The sequence below is a fragment of the Pectobacterium brasiliense genome, from assembly GCF_013449685.1.
In the GTDB taxonomy this organism is placed as follows: domain Bacteria; phylum Pseudomonadota; class Gammaproteobacteria; order Enterobacterales; family Enterobacteriaceae; genus Pectobacterium; species Pectobacterium brasiliense_A.
In genome coordinates this window covers 61,206-78,614 of the sequence record NZ_JACDSF010000004.1, presented here as the reverse complement: position 1 = coordinate 78,614, position 17,409 = coordinate 61,206, and the positions used below count along the sequence as shown (strand labels likewise).

At 53.8% G+C, this 17,409-nt stretch carries 19 protein-coding genes; 16 read left to right on the top strand and 3 right to left on the bottom strand.

Features of this window, described 5'->3' with window-relative positions; translation table 11 throughout:
- Nucleotides 1-300: hypothetical protein (locus H0248_RS21875; RefSeq protein ID WP_219608918.1), on the bottom strand; the 300-nt coding region annotated here is incomplete at its 3' end.
- A 499-nt stretch (nt 301-799) separates the two neighbouring features.
- On the bottom strand, nt 800-1,840 hold the full coding sequence (locus tag H0248_RS02065; protein WP_180784482.1) for an FHA domain-containing protein: 1,041 nt from the start codon (nt 1,838-1,840) through the stop codon (nt 800-802).
- 762 nt (nt 1,841-2,602) lie between these two features.
- Between H0248_RS02065 and nrfA the strand changes: the two genes are divergently transcribed.
- The 16 genes from nrfA (at nt 2,603) to ccmI (ending at nt 16,212) form a co-directional block, all read left to right on the top strand.
- Nucleotides 2,603-4,021 carry an ammonia-forming nitrite reductase cytochrome c552 subunit gene (nrfA, locus tag H0248_RS02060; protein ID WP_374705251.1) on the top strand — a complete coding sequence of 473 codons (1,419 nt, stop codon included), beginning with the start codon at nt 2,603-2,605 and terminating at the stop codon, nt 4,019-4,021.
- Nucleotides 4,022-4,069: 48 nt separating this feature from the next.
- Entirely contained in the window at nt 4,070-4,639 is a 570-nt protein-coding gene (gene nrfB / locus H0248_RS02055; protein WP_180784480.1) for a cytochrome c nitrite reductase pentaheme subunit, read from the top strand.
- Nucleotides 4,636-5,307, top strand: a complete 672-nt coding sequence (nrfC, locus tag H0248_RS02050; RefSeq protein WP_180784479.1) for a cytochrome c nitrite reductase Fe-S protein — start codon at nt 4,636-4,638, stop codon at nt 5,305-5,307. The genes nrfB and nrfC overlap by 4 nt, the downstream gene beginning before the upstream one ends.
- Entirely contained in the window at nt 5,304-6,266 is a 963-nt protein-coding gene (gene nrfD / locus H0248_RS02045) for a cytochrome c nitrite reductase subunit NrfD (protein ID WP_180784478.1), read from the top strand. The genes nrfC and nrfD overlap by 4 nt, the downstream gene beginning before the upstream one ends.
- Nucleotides 6,267-6,287: 21 nt before the next feature.
- Complete coding sequence (locus tag H0248_RS02040; protein ID WP_180784477.1) at nt 6,288-8,162, top strand: heme lyase CcmF/NrfE family subunit; 1,875 nt, start codon at nt 6,288-6,290, stop codon at nt 8,160-8,162.
- Nucleotides 8,155-8,556 carry a heme lyase NrfEFG subunit NrfF gene (gene nrfF / locus H0248_RS02035; RefSeq protein WP_180784476.1) on the top strand — a complete coding sequence of 134 codons (402 nt, stop codon included), beginning with the start codon at nt 8,155-8,157 and terminating at the stop codon, nt 8,554-8,556. Before H0248_RS02040 ends, nrfF begins: the two co-directional genes overlap by 8 nt.
- Nucleotides 8,553-9,413, top strand: a complete 861-nt coding sequence (nrfG, locus tag H0248_RS02030; RefSeq protein ID WP_180784475.1) for a heme lyase NrfEFG subunit NrfG — start codon at nt 8,553-8,555, stop codon at nt 9,411-9,413. The genes nrfF and nrfG overlap by 4 nt, the downstream gene beginning before the upstream one ends.
- A gap of 190 nt (nt 9,414-9,603) precedes the next feature.
- Complete coding sequence (gene ccmA, locus H0248_RS02025; RefSeq protein ID WP_180784474.1) at nt 9,604-10,236, top strand: cytochrome c biogenesis heme-transporting ATPase CcmA; 633 nt, start codon at nt 9,604-9,606, stop codon at nt 10,234-10,236.
- A complete protein-coding gene (ccmB, locus tag H0248_RS02020) occupies nt 10,224-10,880 on the top strand; it encodes a heme exporter protein CcmB (RefSeq protein WP_014915774.1) in 657 nt (218 codons plus the stop codon). The genes ccmA and ccmB overlap by 13 nt, the downstream gene beginning before the upstream one ends.
- 67 nt (nt 10,881-10,947) lie before the next feature.
- Nucleotides 10,948-11,688, top strand: a complete 741-nt coding sequence (locus H0248_RS02015) for a heme ABC transporter permease (RefSeq protein ID WP_180784473.1) — start codon at nt 10,948-10,950, stop codon at nt 11,686-11,688.
- The gene (gene ccmD / locus H0248_RS02010; protein WP_039519962.1) at nt 11,685-11,906 is read left to right on the top strand and encodes a heme exporter protein CcmD; all 222 of its coding nucleotides are present in this window, start codon (nt 11,685-11,687) and stop codon (nt 11,904-11,906) included. Before H0248_RS02015 ends, ccmD begins: the two co-directional genes overlap by 4 nt.
- Nucleotides 11,903-12,385, top strand: coding sequence for a cytochrome c maturation protein CcmE (ccmE, locus tag H0248_RS02005; protein ID WP_180784472.1), 483 nt, complete (start codon nt 11,903-11,905; stop codon nt 12,383-12,385). The genes ccmD and ccmE overlap by 4 nt, the downstream gene beginning before the upstream one ends.
- Complete coding sequence (locus H0248_RS02000) at nt 12,382-14,337, top strand: heme lyase CcmF/NrfE family subunit (protein ID WP_180784471.1); 1,956 nt, start codon at nt 12,382-12,384, stop codon at nt 14,335-14,337. Before ccmE ends, H0248_RS02000 begins: the two co-directional genes overlap by 4 nt.
- Nucleotides 14,334-14,891, top strand: a complete 558-nt coding sequence (locus H0248_RS01995) for a DsbE family thiol:disulfide interchange protein (protein WP_039515867.1) — start codon at nt 14,334-14,336, stop codon at nt 14,889-14,891. The genes H0248_RS02000 and H0248_RS01995 overlap by 4 nt, the downstream gene beginning before the upstream one ends.
- Nucleotides 14,888-15,346 (top strand): cytochrome c-type biogenesis protein, encoded by a 459-nt coding sequence (locus H0248_RS01990; protein WP_180784470.1) that lies wholly within the window; start codon nt 14,888-14,890, stop codon nt 15,344-15,346. Before H0248_RS01995 ends, H0248_RS01990 begins: the two co-directional genes overlap by 4 nt.
- Nucleotides 15,343-16,212 (top strand): c-type cytochrome biogenesis protein CcmI, encoded by an 870-nt coding sequence (gene ccmI / locus H0248_RS01985; protein ID WP_180784469.1) that lies wholly within the window; start codon nt 15,343-15,345, stop codon nt 16,210-16,212. Before H0248_RS01990 ends, ccmI begins: the two co-directional genes overlap by 4 nt.
- Before the next feature lie 590 nt (nt 16,213-16,802).
- Here ccmI and napC read toward each other — a convergent pair.
- Nucleotides 16,803-17,405: a cytochrome c-type protein NapC gene (gene napC / locus H0248_RS01980; RefSeq protein WP_180784468.1), complete on the bottom strand. Its 603-nt coding sequence runs from the start codon at nt 17,403-17,405 to the stop codon at nt 16,803-16,805.
- Between the last annotated feature and the right edge of the window lie 4 nt (nt 17,406-17,409).

Sequence of the window (17,409 nt, the reverse complement as noted above, 5' to 3'; positions counted from 1 at the left end):
GATGGATGGGAAGTAGGTTTGTGCTTGAGAAGCATCATTTGTGCTGTTAGCTGCTTGCCCAGTATGTACACAGCCTGGGAGGCTCACAAATGTGGGGACGCAGCCTGGTAAGCTGACGAATGTTGTTGGTGCAACACAGCCGGGAAGGCTGACAAATGTCTGTGCTTGAGCTGAATTATTACCACAACAGGCCGTTTGTCCAGTATGGACACAACCAGGGAGACTGAGAAATGTTTGATCTTGGCCTGCCTGATTATTCGCAGTGTTAGCTGGACAAACTGGCGGAAAATAAGTAAACATTGATTTGTTCCTCATGCGTTTTGTGAGTAACACAAACCACTTACTGTCATTGTTTGGCGACGGGCAGTAAGTGGTTTTTTTGTTTTACACTGGATAACGTGGAATATTTATACTGCTATTTCACATATGAACAGCGCATGCTCATCTTAGTAGCAATATTTCATATCGCTATTACACGTGATTACACAAAATGATGTCGTAATAATTAACTCCTTGTTTCTTATTGAAATAACATCTTTCAAACATGCTAAATTAAAAAATCACTTCGTTATATTGGCGTAATTTTTTATTTCCCCCATCAATGTAATAATTTTTTGAAATAATAATTTCTTTGCTAACTTATTTATGATTAAGGAAAGAGAAAGATTGTTCATAATATTGTCATCACTACATGCTATTAGTTTTTACTTTTTCATTTCAGCACGATAAAGATAGACACGCTGAATAGAACAGATGGAAATCTCAGTTGCATCTATGATGTAACGATGCGCTTACGGCATTACTCTATTTTTCCACCTTTGATAATGGTTATTTTTGATGAAACAATACGCACGGAAGCATCTTTTATTTGTAATATCTGACAAGCGTCAATGCCGCTGAAATTTACTGCATCACATAAGCGGTGGCGTAATCTATGTATGCGGATTCGCGTGTTGTTAGGCTTTATGCCCAGTGCTTTAGATAAGGAATTTAAATCGCACCATCCACAGTGAGATTGAGCATAGCCCTGTAAATTATCGGCTATCGACTTCCTCGCCAGATAAAGTAAAAGGTAAAGTTGGTTCTGAAGACGCTCTCCTTTTAAGGTTATCGATTGTTCATTATCGGTAATCTTGAGTTGAGTATCCTCTTCATCTTCTGATACATAAAAGCAAAAGGTGAGTTCATCAATGGAACGTGACGTGACATGTCTCTCCTGAGCATATTTCTCTTGTGCGTATTGCAGATAATAATGATTACTTAATAGTTCGATAATTTCACCATCATGAATTTCATGGGTTTTTTCTTGGTTGTTCTCTGAGGTGTTGACGCTCCAGCCATTCTTATCATAGAGAAAGAAACAGTGTTCGGAGAGGGGGGTTACCGGCTTTTTTAAATAGATAGGGGAGATATGAGGGGCAAGGCTTATGAGTATATCACAAGGCGGAAGATCGTTAGTCATCACGAATTGCTCTTCAGCATTTAATGATAACGTGATGACGTCTGTTTTCTTTATGGGGTAGGGTTTTTCTTTTATCAGTCTTTTTTTATTAAGCCATGTCCCCTGTTTGCTTGAATCGCGAATATACCAATTTTCTTTTTCCCAAAAAATAGTAAAATGCATATGATAACTTTCTGGAGAGATAAGAGTAGTATGACAATTTATTGACCGACCAAAAGTATGAAAATAACGTAAGCAAATCCAATACCCATTTGATGACCTGATGGCACCACCATACTCATTTATTTCGCTGAAAAACAAATGATAGGGTGGGGATATATATTTTTTTAAAAATAGAGTCGATTTATTTTCAGCGGTTGAACTCATTAATTCATTCATGGTAGTCAATCTCAATCATCGGTTAGGACTATAATCGGTATTTTCAATGTCATTCACGAAATGCCCCTTTAGAGCAAAGCTCATTTATGGGCCTTGTAACGCGGCAACTGCATGAATCCCAAGGAACTTAATTAGATAAGTGACTGGGGTGAATAAGTACAACAAACGCACAAGCAACTTGAAGTATGACGAGTATGTCTCCTTATTTATTTTTTGTTGTGGAAGTATATCAGTTTTGATGAGAGGTTGTTAAATTGTTTTGATTTAGAAGGTTATTATAAATGCACATACCAAATTACTGATAATGATTAACATAATAATCATTATTATTTATGATTATTTATCAATAAATTAGATGTTGTTTTCTTTTGATTAGCTGACCTTCCTGTTGTAAAGGTGAACGGTAAACAAGAGGAATATGAAAATCTGATACATCGAATACATTGAACCATAATTATTTGAATAAAATTCATTACCACCCTAATTATATTTATTGTTGCAGAGTACTTACTCTGTAAATGAATATCATTCTGATATTTTCCTTAAACCTGAGTATGAAAGTGGAAGGGGGATCAAGAAATTTTCGATACGATTCATTACTTTTCTTTACCTTTGATCAAAAACAATATTTTGAATGCATCTTTTTGTTATTCATAGGGTGAGTAATGTCACGACAGTTGTTGTGGTTTCTGTCAAATAGATAACGAAAATGACCGCCGGTAGGCGGCTTAATGTGGACACAAACGCATGGTCAGGATAAGCATGTCAGTCTCCTATCTGTGGGGCATGGTAGCCAGTCTCTTTCTAATGATGCCAGCCTATTCCGCTGATGCTCCGGCATCACCGCCTCCCGCCCCGATAGAGGCAAGAAATTCAGTCTTTACCGCTCAACACCCCGATCAGTTCAACTCGTGGAAAGCGACCAGTGAACAGTCCGAGCGTCACGATGCGCTGGCAGAAGATCCCATGATGGTAGTCCTCTGGGCGGGTTACCCTTTTTCCCGAGACTATAACAAGCCGCGTGGTCACGCTTATGCGTTAACCGATGTGCGTGAAACGCTGCGTACTGGTGCACCGAAAACGGCAGAAGATGGGCCTTTGCCGATGGCATGTTGGAGCTGTAAAAGCCCGGATGTTGCCCGCTTGATTCAGCAGGAAGGAGAGGATGGTTATTTCAAAGGTAAGTGGGCACGAGGCGGGCCGGAGATTACTAACGATCTCGGCTGCGCGGACTGCCATGATACCGCATCCCCAGATTTCGCTCAGGGCAAACCAGCGCTAACGCTGTCGCGCCCTTACGCAGAGCGTGCGATGGAAGTGATTGGCAAGCCGTTCGATCAAACCAGTCGATTCGGTCAGCAATCTATGGTCTGTGGACAATGCCACGTTGAGTATTATTTTTCCGGTAAAGACAAAGCGGTGAAGTTTCCATGGGATAACGGCACCAAAGTCGAAGACATGGAAAAGTACTATGATGCCATTTCCTTCTCCGATTGGACCAACTCCCTTTCCCGTACACCGATGCTGAAAGCTCAACATCCAGAATATGAAACCTGGAGCATCGGTATTCACGGTAAAAACAACGTGACTTGTATCGACTGCCATATGCCGAAGGTGAAAAACGCGGACGGCAAATTGTATACCAATCACAAGATAGGTAACCCTTTCGACAATTACGGCGAAACTTGTACCAATTGCCACACGCAGGATAAAGCGGCGATGCAGGCGGTTGTTGCTGAACGCAAAACGGCCATTCAGGACTTAAAACTGAAAGCAGAAGCGCAACTGGTTCACGCGCACTTTGAGGCGAAAGCAGCCTGGGATGCTGGGGCAACCGAAGCAGAAATGCAGCCGATTCTAATGGATATCCGCCATGCGCAATGGCGCTGGGATCTGGCGGTTGCCTCTCACGGTATCCACATGCATGCGCCGGATGAAGGCTTACGGATGCTTGGCACCTCGCTGAGTAAATCCGCCGAGGCAAGAACCAAGCTGGTGCGCCTGCTGGCCCAGAAAGGGATAACAGGAGAAATCAAGCTGCCAGATATCTCGACGAAGGAGAAAGCGCAGCAGGCGATTGGGCTCAACATGCAGCAAATCAAAGCCGAAAAACAGGATTTCCTGAACACGGTAGTGCCGCAGTGGGATGAGCAAGCGCGTAAAGCGGGACGACTGAACTAATAACCCCTCATCGCCCGTGGACGCGGGCGATCATAAAGTGGAGTGGATATGAGCGTATTACGTTCGTTATTGACTGCCGGGGTGCTGGTATCAGGCATGCTTTGGGCATTGCCAGGGCTGACGCAGCCCGCACCTCAGGCGGAAAAAGGAGAGCGCTGGGAGGTCATGCCGCAGCGCAATCCCGATGAGGCTTGTCTACAGTGCCATAAACCGGAAGAGGATGGCATGCAAGGCAAGCATGCCTCCGCCGTCAACCCGCATAATCAAAAACAGCTGACTTGCACCAACTGTCACGGCAAGCCATCGCCGATGCACCGCGAAGGCGTTAGAGATGTCATGCGCTTTAACTTTCCGATGTACAAGGTGGAAGAGCAAAACAGCGTCTGTATGTCATGCCATACGCCGGAACAGCTGCAGAAATCATTTTGGCCACATGATGTGCACGTCGCGAAAGTGGCCTGTGCCAGCTGCCATCAACTGCACCCCACGCAGGATAGTATGCAGACACTGAACGACAAGGGGCGCATCAAACTGTGTGTGGATTGCCATAGCGATCAGCGTAATAACCCAGACTTCAACCCAGCCTCAGTTCATCTGGGTAATAAGAGGCAGCCATGAGTTGCTCTCGTCGCCAATTTCTTGCCCGTATGGGGGGGCTGATTGCCATCACCAGTACGGCGGGGCAGGTCGTCGCACAGACGCTGAATATCAACGGCGTCCGCTACGGCATGATCCATGATGAATCGCTCTGTATCGGCTGTACAGCGTGTATGGATGCCTGCCGGGAAGTCAATCAGGTGCCGGAGGGGGTCTCGCGCCTGACGATTGTTCGCAGCGAACCAATCGGGACCTTCCCAGACGTGAAATATCGCTTTTTCCGTCACTCTTGTCAGCACTGTGATCATGCCCCTTGTGTTGATGTGTGTCCTACCGGCGCGTCGTATCGCGATGCGGCAAGCGGCATTGTAGATGTGAATCCCGATCTGTGCGTAGGGTGCCAATACTGCATTGCCGCCTGTCCTTATCGGGTGCGCTTTATTCATCCGAAGACGAAAACGGCGGATAAGTGTGATTTTTGCCGCAAGACCAACCTTAAGGCCGGAAAATTGCCCGCCTGTGTGTTGTCTTGTCCGACGAAGGCGCTGACGTTCGGCAACCTTGACGATCCTGACAGTGAGATTTCCCGCCTGCTTCGTCAACAGCCGACGTATCGCTACAAAATCGCGCTCGGCACCCGTCCTAAGGTTTATCGCGTACCGTTTAAATACGGGGAGGTTCATCAATGACGCCCGTGTCTTCAAGCGCATTCCATTTTGATTCGTTAGTCTGGGACTGGCCGATTGCGATTTACCTGTTTTTGGTGGGCATTTCTGCGGGGCTGGTGACGCTGGCGGCCCTGCTGCGGCGCTACCACCCCGAGCAGGCAACCGCCGACAGTACGCTCATGCGCACCACGCTGATTCTTGCACCGTGCACCATCATCTTTGGATTGCTGATTCTGGTTTTCCACCTGACGCGCCCCTGGACGTTCTGGAAACTGATGTTCCATTATAGCTTTACCTCGGTGATGTCGGTTGGGGTCATGCTGTTTCAGGTCTATATGGCGGCGCTGGCGGTCTGGCTGGTCAACATTTTCAGCGAGCAGGTTATCGTGCTGCAACAACGCTGGCTACCGAAGCTGACCCTCGTTCCCAAAGTGCTCGGCTGGCTGGCACCGCTGCAGAAATCACTGGATATCGTGATGTTGCTGCTGGCGGTGATGTTAGGGGCTTACACCGGATTTTTACTCTCCGCGCTGAAAACCTATCCGCTGCTGAATAACCCAGTCTTACCGGCTTTATTCCTGTTTTCGGGGGTGTCCTCCGGTGCAGCCGTGGCGCTGATCGCCATGGCCTGCCGCTATCGCCGCAATCCGCATAGTGAAGAAGCGCACTTTATCCATCGTGTCGAAACGCCGGTCGTGTGGTTAGAGATCTTCTTATTGTTCGCGTTCTTTATCGGCCTCGCGTTAGGGGACGATGGGAAGCAGCGGGCGCTGGTGGCCGCCGTGGGCGGGGGATTCTGGGCCGTGTGGTTCTGGCTGGGCGTGGTAGGGATTGGGTTAGTCATTCCCTTGCTACTCAAATCATGGGCTAGCCGACAGCATTCACCTTATGGCGTGCTGGCGGTGTGCGGCCTGAGTCTGGTGGGCGTTTTGCTGCTGCGTTTCTTTATCCTCTATGCGGGGCAGTTAACCGTTGTCTAATTCCCAGCAAGAGGCCTGTTGATGTTGTTATTGCCAGAATTTGGGTATGTTGCGCTGTCGCTGGCGGTTTGCGTCGGTGTGGCGACGGCGTTGCTGACATTTTCAGGCTACTCCCTGCGCTGGTCGGGCACTTACCGGCTGGCGCGGTGCTGGACGTTAGTCCTGTTTGGTCTCGTGCTGTTCGCGTTTATCGCGCTGACGCTGAGCGTGGTGCAGGATGATTTCTCCGTTAACTACGTCGCCCAGCATAGCCATCGTGATTTACCGCTGGGGCTAAAAATTGCGGCGGTCTGGGGCGGGCATGAAGGCTCGCTGCTGCTGTGGCTATTATGTTTAACCGGCTGGAGTGCCGCGTTTGCCTGCCGCTATCGCAAGGCGACGAGCGATCTGTTTCCGCTGACGCTGGCGATGCTGGCCGTGATTTCGACCGCGATGCTGGTGTTCATTCTGTTCTTTTCCGATCCTTTTGTGCGTCTCTTTCCGCCAGCGGTGGCGGGTAGGGATCTCAACCCGATGCTGCAACATATTGGCCTTATCCTTCATCCGCCGTTGCTCTATCTGGGCTATGGCGGGTTAACCGTGAGTGCTGCGCTGGCGCTAGCCGCCCTGATTCACGGTGCGTTTACGGCACCAGCCGCCTGGATTTGCTGGCGCTGGACGCTGCCCGCCTGGAGTCTGCTAACGCTGGGAATCATCCTCGGATCGTGGTGGGCTTATAACGAGCTGGGCTGGGGAGGATGGTGGTTCTGGGATCCGGTAGAGAACGCCTCGCTGCTCCCGTGGCTTACAGCCAGCGCATTACTGCACAGCCTGTCTGTCACCCGCATGCGCGGCATCTTCCGCCATTGGTCGCTGATATTGGCGCTGCTGACGTTCATTTTATGCCTGCTGGGCACGCTGATTGTGCGCTCAGGGATACTGGTTTCCGTCCATGCCTTCGCCCTCGAACATGACCGCGCAGTGCCTCTCTTTATCCTATTTGCCTGCTTGAGTATGGCGGTGCTGGCGGTTTATGGCTGGCGTGCTCAGCTTGTCCGCTCCGCTGCCCGCTTCTCCGGATGGTCACGGGAAATGGCGATACTGCTGGTGCTGCTGTTATTCAGCGCTGTCGCACTGGTGGTACTGCTCGGCACGCTTTACCCGATGATTTATGGGCTGGCGGGCTGGGGGAAAATCTCCGTCGGCGCGCCTTATTTTAACCGCGTGCTTTTGCCCTTCGGTGGCCTGATGCTGCTGCTCATTGGGGGAGCGGCGGGAGGCTACTGGAAACGTAGCACGCGATGGCCCGTCCGGCGTCTAGTCATGACGCTGGCTGTCGGCATTATTACCGCTCTGGTCTTGTGGCCGTATGGGTACGCCGTTGCACTGGCTGCGGGTCTGATCGGTTGGGCTATGGCTGCGCAGTGGTTACAACCGCTCTCGGCGATACGCCAGCAGCTTCCTGCCTTGTTGGCGCATACGGGCGTGGCGCTATTTGCCCTAGGGATTGTGTTCTCTGCGGGCAGCAAGCAGGAAATCAGCGCCAATGTCGGTCAGGGAGAACAAGTCACGCTGGGCGACTACCATTTCCGGTTTTTACAACTGGAGTTAGTGGCGGCACAGAATTACACCGCAGAGCAGGCCGTGATTGCGATTTATCGCGGCGATTCACCGATCGTTCAGGTCATGCCGGAACGTCGTTACTACAACGCACGCAAACAGCAGATGGTTGAGCCGGGCATTGCCTGGGGGCCGATCAGAGAATGGTATGCCGTGATGGGAGAGAAAACGGGCGAGAACCGCTATGCGATGCGTTTCTATGTGCAAACCGGTGTTCGCTGGGTGTGGGGCGGCGGTTTACTGATGGTCGCGGGCGCACTGCTGGGATGGTTCAGGGGGAGACGGGCCTATGACTAAATACCTGGCGCTCCTTTTCATGTTGCTGGCTTTTTCTGTGCAGGCTCAGGTGGTCGATACCTGGGCGTTCTCCAGTCAGGCACAGCGGCAGGAAGCGATGGCGATTGCCGGTGAGTTACGCTGTCCGCAATGCCAGAACCAGAGCCTGCTGGAGTCGAATTCGCCTGTGGCGGTTAGCATGCGCCATGAGGTCTTTTCCATGGTGGAGCAGGGCAAGAACAAGTCAGACATTATGGCATTTATGAATCAGCGTTATGGCGATTTTGTTCAGTACAACCCACCGATGAAAATGCAAACCGGCATCCTCTGGCTCACGCCGCTGCTTTTGCTACTAGCGATTGCGGTTATCGCGTGGCGGGTGATGCGGCGGCAGAACCGAGGGGCACGCCTATGAGCCTGTTAAGCGTGAACCTGTTGGACCTGAACGTATTAAGCATGGTGTTTGTCGCCATCGCGATTGTCGTTCTGGCTACCGGACTGTTATGGCCGCTGTTGCCCCTGCGCAAGCCAGAGGGGGATGACAAGCTACCGCATTTAGCTGAGCGCATCTGGCATTTCCAGTGCGAGCAGGCAGGGAAGCACCTTTCTGAACATGAAGCCAGGATGCTGGGGCGCGAACTGTCTCACGACCTGCCGTTAACGTCATCCTCTTCTTCTGCACCGCGCCCGATGTCTGTCATCGCCGTTGTGGTCGCGATCGTCGCTATCCTGTTGGGCAGTGCGACGTTCTACATGCTCAGCCCGCGGGCAGCGCTGGTTCAGACGGAACGCCAGCGGCTTGCCGATCCGCTACATGATTTTAGCGCCGCACAGCAGCAGGAAAAACAGCTTGTTGCCTTGCAGGACAACATTCGTAAAACGCCGGGCAACAGCGTCCTCTGGGCTGAGCTGGGTGAATATTATCTTTACCGTAACGCCTACGACAACGCGCTGCGCGCTTATCGGCAGGCGATTGCGCTGAAGGGCGACAGTGCTGAGCTGTATTCGGCGCTGGCAACGGTGCTGTATTACCAGGCGGGTCAGGTCGTCACGCCGCCTATGCAAGAGATGGTCGATAAAGCGCTGGCGCTGGATGCCAATGAAGTGACGGCGCTGATGCTGCTGGCGTCTGATGCGTTCCTGAAAGCGGACTATGCGCGCGCGATTACGATTTGGCAGCGCTTGCTGGATACGTACAGCCCGCGGGTTAATCGCGTTCAGTTGATCGAAGCGATCAACACGGCAACGCTGCTAAAGAACAGCCAGAAATAGCGCGCGATACCCCTTGAATCAGAGGGACAAACACGGCTTTTTGCACCGTCATGATGACGAGAATAACCGGAATCACCGGTTTTATTGATCTCAATAAAACAGATTAACTCTTTATGGTTAGGGTCCCCGAGAGGGGGAGTAAGGGCACCATGTTATTCTATAGCCACTAAGAAAGTAGGAGTACACCCCGATGTTAGAAGCGCGCGATGTGGTTTGCATACGCGATGAGCATGTGCTGTTCAGCGCGTTGTCGTTTACGGCCAGCGCGGGAGAAATGGTGCAGATTGCCGGTGCCAACGGGGTGGGCAAAACGTCGCTGTTGCGCATGTTAAGCGGTCTGGCGACGCCAGAATCAGGGGAAATCTGCTGGCAAGGGCAACGCATCAACCGTATGCGCGAGCAGTTTAATCAGCAGCTTCTGTGGCTAGGCCATCAGCCGGGCATCAAGAGCACCCTGACCGGTGAAGAGAACCTGCGTTTTTTCTATCCGCACCAGCAGCAGGATGCACTTTGGCAGGCGCTGGCCGCGGTCGGGCTGGCAGGTTATGAAGACGTGCCCGTGGCGCGTCTTTCGGCAGGGCAACAGCGTCGCGTCGCGCTGGCGCGTTTGTGGCTTACCGACGTCCCGCTGTGGATTCTGGATGAGCCGCTGACCGCGCTTGATGTGGCGGGCGTCGACATGCTGACGCAGCGTATGGAACATCATACTGCGCGCGGCGGCATCATCATTTTAACCACCCATCAGCCGCTGCGTCCGTTCGCTCAGCGCATTCGCTGTATCTCGCTGACTCCAGGTGAGGGAACCCCATCATGCAGCGTCTGATTGCCCGAGAACTGCGCGTCGCGTTGCGCAATAACGCGGAAATTCTCAATCCGCTGTGGTTCTTCCTGATCGTCATCATTTTGTTCCCTCTGGCTATTGGGCCAGAGCCGCAGCTATTGATGCGCGTGGCCCCCGGCGTGGTGTGGGTGGCGGCGTTGCTCGCTTCGCTGCTGGGGATGGATCGTCTTTTCCGCGATGACTATCAGGACGGTTCACTGGAACAGCTGACGCTGCTGCCGTTACCGCTGCCGTTAGTGGTGCTGGCGAAAGTGGTGGTGCACTGGATGGTCAGCGGGCTGCCGCTGTTACTGCTTTCGCCGCTGGCGGCGCTGTTGTTTGGGCTGGACAGCCACGGCTGGCGGGTGATGGCGCTCACGCTGTTGCTCTGCACGCCAACGCTCAGTTTTCTGGGAGCCATTGGCGCGGGATTAACGGTCGGGCTGCGCCGCAGCGGCGTGTTGTTAAGCCTGCTGGTTTTGCCGCTCACCATACCGCTGTTGATTTTTGCGACGGCGGCGGTCGAGGCCGCCATGATGCAACTGCCGGTGGGCGGGTATCTGGCGATCCTTGGTGCTTTTCTGGCGGGCAGCGCCACCCTGAGCCCGTTTGCTACGGCAGCGGCGTTGCGGGTGAGCATACAGTAATTTTCCGATCTCAGGATCGCCTTCATCGTCCCGTTGGGATGAGTTTTACGCAGAGTGAGCACACGTTATGTTGAAAAAGAACTATCAGCTTACGCAGCCGGATCGCCTCTATGGTCTTTGCGGCAGGCTTATCCCCTGGTTTGCCCTGCTTAGTGCGGCGCTGTTGATCGGCGGTTGCCTGCTGGGATTTGGATTTGCGCCTGCGGATTATCAGCAAGGGCAAGGGTATCGCATCATGTACCTGCACGTGCCAGCGGCCGTGTGGTCGATGGGCGTCTATGCCGTGATGGCGGTATGTGCGCTGATCGGGATAATTCGGCAGTCAAAAACGGCGGAGCTTGCCGTGGCGGCAATGGCACCGGTCGGCGCGGTGTTTACCTTTATTGCGTTAACGACGGGCGCCACTTGGGGCAAACCGATGTGGGGAACCTGGTGGGTCTGGGATGCGCGTCTGACGTCGGAACTCGTTCTGCTGTTTCTGTATGTGGGCATCATCGCGCTCTACAACGCGTTTGACGATCGCCGTCTTGCCGGTCGTGCGGCGGCGATTCTGGTGCTGGTGGGTGTGGTGAATTTACCCATCATCCATTTCTCGGTCGAGTGGTGGAATACCCTGCATCAAGCATCGACAAAAATGCAGAAAACGATCGATCCCGCCATGCGTCTCCCGCTGCGAATCATGATGTTAGGATTTATGAGCTTATTCGTGACGTTGTCACTTATGCGGTTGCGTAACTTGATACTGGTACAGCAGCGCCGCGCCCCCTGGGTGGCTGCGCTGCTTAATAAAGGAGGAATAGCCCGATGAACATCGCTTTCACGAGTTGGCAGGATTTCTTTGCGATGGGCGGTTATGCCTTTTACGTCTGGCTGGCCGTGGTGCTAACGCTGTTACCGCTGAGTGCGTTGGTCGGTCATACCTTCTTGAATCGTCGCGCATTGCTGAGTGATATTCGTCGCCAGCAGGCGCGTGAGCAGCGCAAGAATACGGCTCGCCAGTCGGAAACGATGGAGGTGGCGCAATGAGTGCCCCGCGTAAAACTCGCCTCTATGCCATTCTGGCCGTCGTCTGCGGCGCGGTGTTGACGGTAGCGCTGACGCTCTATGCGCTGAGCTCAAATATCGATCTCTTTTATACGCCCAGCGAAATTCTTTACGGCAAGAACGAAACGCAGGAAAAGCCGGCGATCGGGCAGCGTTTGCGCGTCGGCGGCATGGTGATGCCGGGCAGCGTGCGCCGCGACAGCCAAAGTCTGGAAGTTCGCTTCACCGTTTATGATGCGCAGGGCTCCGTGGAGGTGACCTATAACGGAATGCTGCCGGATCTGTTCCGCGAGGGGCAAGGGGTGGTGGCGCAGGGCATTCTGGATACCGATGATCACATCATGGCGAAAGAAGTGCTTGCCCGACATGACGAAAACTACACGCCACCGGAGATCAAAGCGGCGATGGAAGGGCAGCACGGTCACTCACCGGCGGCGGGCACAGAGGGCAAACGGTTATGATGCCTGAAGTAGGCAATTATCTGCTCTGTCTGGCGCTGGGCGTCGCGCTGTTGCTCAGCGTGTATCCGCTGTGGGGCGCGTCGCGTCAGGATACGCGTCTGATGGCGCTGGCGCGTCCGCTTGCCTGGGCGCTGTTTGCATGCATTTTGGCTTCCTTCCTCGTGTTGGTGTATGCGCTGGTGATCAATGATTTCACCGTCCTTTACGTAGCCAACAACTCGAACCGCGCGCTGCCGGTATGGTATCGCGTGGCGGCGGCGTGGGGTGCGCATGAAGGATCGCTGCTGCTCTGGGTGCTGTTGATGAGCGGCTGGACCTTTGCGGTGGCAGTGTTCAGCCGCGGGATGTCGCTGGATGCGGTCGCCCGCGTGCTGGCCGTCATGGGGATGATTAATGTCGGCTTCCTGCTGTTCATCATTCTGACGTCGAATCCCTTTACGCGTACGCTGCCGGACTACCCGATTGACGGGCGTGATCTCAATCCGCTGTTGCAGGATGTCGGGTTAATCTTCCACCCGCCATTGCTCTACATGGGCTATGTCGGGTTCTCCGTGGCGTTTGCGTTTGCGGTCGCTTCGCTGCTGGCGGAACGGCTGGACAGCGCGTGGGCCCGCTGGTCCCGACCGTGGACGCAGGCGGCGTGGTCATTCCTGACGTTGGGTATCGTACTTGGTTCGGGCTGGGCGTATTACGAGCTCGGCTGGGGCGGCTGGTGGTTCTGGGATCCGGTGGAGAATGCGTCATTGATGCCATGGCTGGTGGGCACGGCGTTACTGCACTCGCTGTCGGTTACCGAAAAGCGCGGCAGCTTCAAGGCCTGGACAGTACTGCTGGCTATCGGCGCGTTCTCGCTTTGCCTGCTGGGGACGTTTCTGGTGCGTTCCGGCGTATTGGTATCGGTGCACGCGTTTGCCTCCGATCCGGCGCGCGGCATGTTTATTCTCGCGTTTCTGGTCATTGTTATCGGTGGTTCGTTGCTGCTGTTCGCCATCAAAGGCAACCGGGTCCGGGCGCGGGTCACGAACTCGCTCTGGTCGCGTGAGACTTTCCTGCTCGGCAATAATCTGATCCTGATGGCGGCGACGCTCGTGGTGCTGCTGGGAACGCTGCTGCCGCTGGTGCATAAACAGCTGGGCTTAGGCAGTATCTCGATTGGCGCACCGTTCTTCAACACCATGTTCACCCTGTTAATGGCACCGTTTGCCTTGCTGCTGGGCGTGGGGCCGCTGGTTCGCTGGCGGCGCGATGAACCGCAAAAGCTGCGTAAGCTGCTGCTGATCGCGCTGGCCGTGACCGCCGCGCTGTCGCTGCTGCTGCCGTGGCTGTTACAGGATTCCATTGTTGCCATGACGGTAGTTGGCCTGTCGATGGCGCTGTGGGTGTTCTTCTTAACGGTGTACGAGCTGCATACCAGCTCCACCCGTCGTCATGGTCTGCTGCGCGGTTTGACCACGCTCTCACTGAGCCAGTGGGGCATGGTGTGCGGTCATATTGGGCTGGCGGTGACGGTGGTGGGCATCGCCTTCAGTCAGAATTATAGCGTTGAGCGGGATGTACGGATGCGGGCGGGCGACAGCATACAAATCCACGATTACCGTTTTACGTTTCAAGGCGTGCGTGATGTCGTGGGGCCTAACTGGCAAAGCGCGAAAGGGACGATTGAGGTGACGCGCAACGGCAAACCGGAAGCGACGCTGAAAGCGGAAAAACGCTTCTACACCACCGGCGGGGCGATCATGACGGAAGCTGCCATTGATGCGGGTGTGACGCGCGATCTCTATGCGGCCTTGGGTGAAAAGCTGGATGACGGTAGCTGGGCGGTACGGCTGTATTACAAACCGTTTATCCGCTGGATTTGGTACGGCGGGGGGCTGATGGCGTTAGGCGGCATCCTGTGCATGTTTGACCCGCGCTATCGCCTGCGTCGCGCCGTTCGGGAGACAGCATCATGAGTCGCAAAATCTTGTTAATCCCGCTCGTCCTGTTTTTACTGCTGGCCGTGGCTTTGCTGTGGCAACTGGTGCGCAACAGCGACGGTGACGATCCGATGCGGCTGGAGTCGGCTCTGATCGGTAAACCGATTCCCGCGTTTCGGCTGGAATCGCTGGATCAGCCGGGAAAGGTTTATAGCCAATCTGAGCTGAGCGATGGCAAACCGCTGCTGCTGAACGTCTGGGCGACCTGGTGCCCGACGTGCCGCGCGGAGCACCAGTTCCTCAACACGCTGGCGGCGCAGGGAATTCGCGTCGTGGGCATGAATTATAAAGATGAACGCCCCAAAGCGGTTGAATGGCTGAAGACGCTGGGCAACCCCTATGCAATGAGCTTATTTGATGGCGACGGCATGCTGGGGCTGGATCTGGGCGTGTACGGTGCGCCGGAAACCTTCCTGATCGACGGGAAAGGCATCATTCGCTATCGCCATGCGGGCGATCTCAACCTGCAGGTATGGCAGGAAACGCTGCAACCGCTGTGGGAAAAATACAGCAAGGAGGGCGGCGCATGAGAGTGCTGAGTTTCCTTGGTGCACTGCTGCTGTCGTTCAGCGTGCTGGCGTCATCCGAAGTCTTGCGTTTTGACAACGACACGCAGGAGCAGCAGTTTCGTGAATTAACCATGCAACTGCGCTGCCCGAAATGCCAGAACAACAGTATTGCCGATTCCAATTCGATGATTGCGTCGGATATGCGGCAGAAAGTGTACGAGTTGATGCAGCAGGGGCAAACGAAAGAGCAGGTTGTCGATTATATGGTGGATCGTTACGGTTATTTTGTGACGTATGAACCGCCGATCACGCCGTTTACCATTCTATTATGGCTGCTGCCTGCTCTGTTTCTGGCCGCAGGAGCGTGGATGATTATTCGGCGTACACGCCGCATCAGAAGCGTTAAAGAACCTATGAGCGAACAGGATAAAAAGCGCTTGCAGACGCTGTTAGGGCGTGAGGAGAAATCGGAATGATGTTACTGACAACCGTCATTGTGCTATCGCTGATTGTGCTTTCTGCGTTGCTGCTTGCACCGTGGTCGTCACGGGGCGAATACGATCGCGATGCGATCAATCAGGCGCTGTATCGTGACCGTCTGCGTGAACTTAATAGAGATGCTGCCAATGAGCAGGAGCGTGCTCAACTGGTTGAAGAACTCCAGCATACGCTATTGCAGGATATTCCTGGCGGTGCGAAGACACAACAGCGCCCGCTAAACCGCTGGGTTTTGCTGCTGGGCGTGCTGCTGCTGGTCATCGTCAGCCTTGGCGTGTTTTGGAAAACCTCGGCGGTTAATCGCGTGCAGGAATTGCAGCAGGTTGTGGCATTAACGCCGGATCTGATGAAGCGAGCGCTGGATCCTGACGCCGAACCGCTGACCATTGAAGAGGTCGCGCGCCTCGGTCTGGGATTACGTAGCCAGTTGGAGACGCAGTCGGACAATCCACAAGACTGGTGGATGCTGGGGCGCATTGCGGGCTTGCTGAATAACTACGACATGTCCGTACAGGCGTTTGCCAAGGCGTTCCAGCTCGATCCGAAAAACACGGATCTGGCGCTGGACTATGCCGACCTGCTGTCGCGCTCCACCGACCCGCGTGATAGCCAGCGCGGTGGCGAGATGCTGCGTGAACTGATGAATTCCGGCTCGACCAATGTGCGCGTGCTGAGTCTGCTGGCCTTCAATGCCTATGAAGCCCAGCGCTATCAGGATGCGATTGATGCCTGGCAAATGATGCTGAAACTGTTACCGCAAAACGACACACGCCGTGCGGTTATCGAGCGCAGCGTCGGACAGGCGAAAGCATCGCTGTCGGTGCAGGCAACCACCGGCAAGTAAGTCCTCTTTTTATCTTCATCATCAATAGCAGAAGGGCGATATATCGCCCTTATGTTGTTTCTGTTGTTTCTTGTTTCTGTTTTTACGGTGAAGGTTTCGTGCGCAATAAACAGGGTAATTCTCTGCAACTCGCGTTGCACGCGCCCGACGCGGGGCGGCTCAATTGCCGTCGCCCCGCGACCCCTGGCTTTTCGCGGTAAATCGCGCCGCTTCGCGGTGCCTTCGGTGTTCACGCCCGCTGTTCGGACCGCCTGCGACGCGCTCCAGACGCGGCGCAGGCTTTCGCGGCGTCCATGCCACTCATCCGGCGGTCATGTACACCTCTGCGCGATTTTTTACGCGAGCCAACCCCATAAAACCAAAAGACTGAACTGAGTACATTGTTATTTTGGGGCGGCTTTTTCCGGCTGTGCTGAGAGCGGCCTTAGCCACACCCGCGTCGGGCGCATGCGACGCGAGTTGCAGAAAATCACATTACTTACTGCGCACGAAACCTTCGCTGTAATTACAAAAATATTTGAGAGGGACGGATACTTCCGCTTGTGTCGAGGACGGCATATGCCGTCCCGAGTGTTACAGAAGGGGGCGGGTTATAGCCCGCTTTTGACGCCGTGCATGTCTGGCAGTTTGTGGGCGATGCCTTTGTGGCAGTCGATACAGGTTTGACCGAGCTTTATCGCTTCGCTGTGTTTCTCCGCCGCGACAGTTTTTTGCCCTGAGAAGTCCATGTAGTCAACGTTGTGGCAGTTGCGGCATTCCTGAGAATTGTTATTTTTCATGCGCCGCCATTCGCTTTGCGCCATTGTCAGCCGATGAGCTTCAAATTTTTGTGGCGTATCAATCGTGCCCATTATTTTGCCGTACAGCTCTTTACTGGCCTGAATCTTACGCACCATTTTCGGCACAAATTCATGCGGAACGTGACAATCCGGGCAGGTGGCGCGCACGCCGCTGCGGTTGCTGTAGTGCGCGGTTTCCATATATTCCTGATAAACGGTATTGCGCATTTCATGACAGCTGATGCAGAACGCCTCGCTGTTGCTCATTTCCATGCCTTTCTGGGATGTTGCCAGAAAGAAAATACCGCCCGCGAAGCCGATAATAAGCAACGTTCCCAGCGCCATCCGACTCGGGCGACGCCACCATTGCCACAGCTGGCGCAACAACCGTCCTACTTTTCCTGGTTGTTTCATAGCA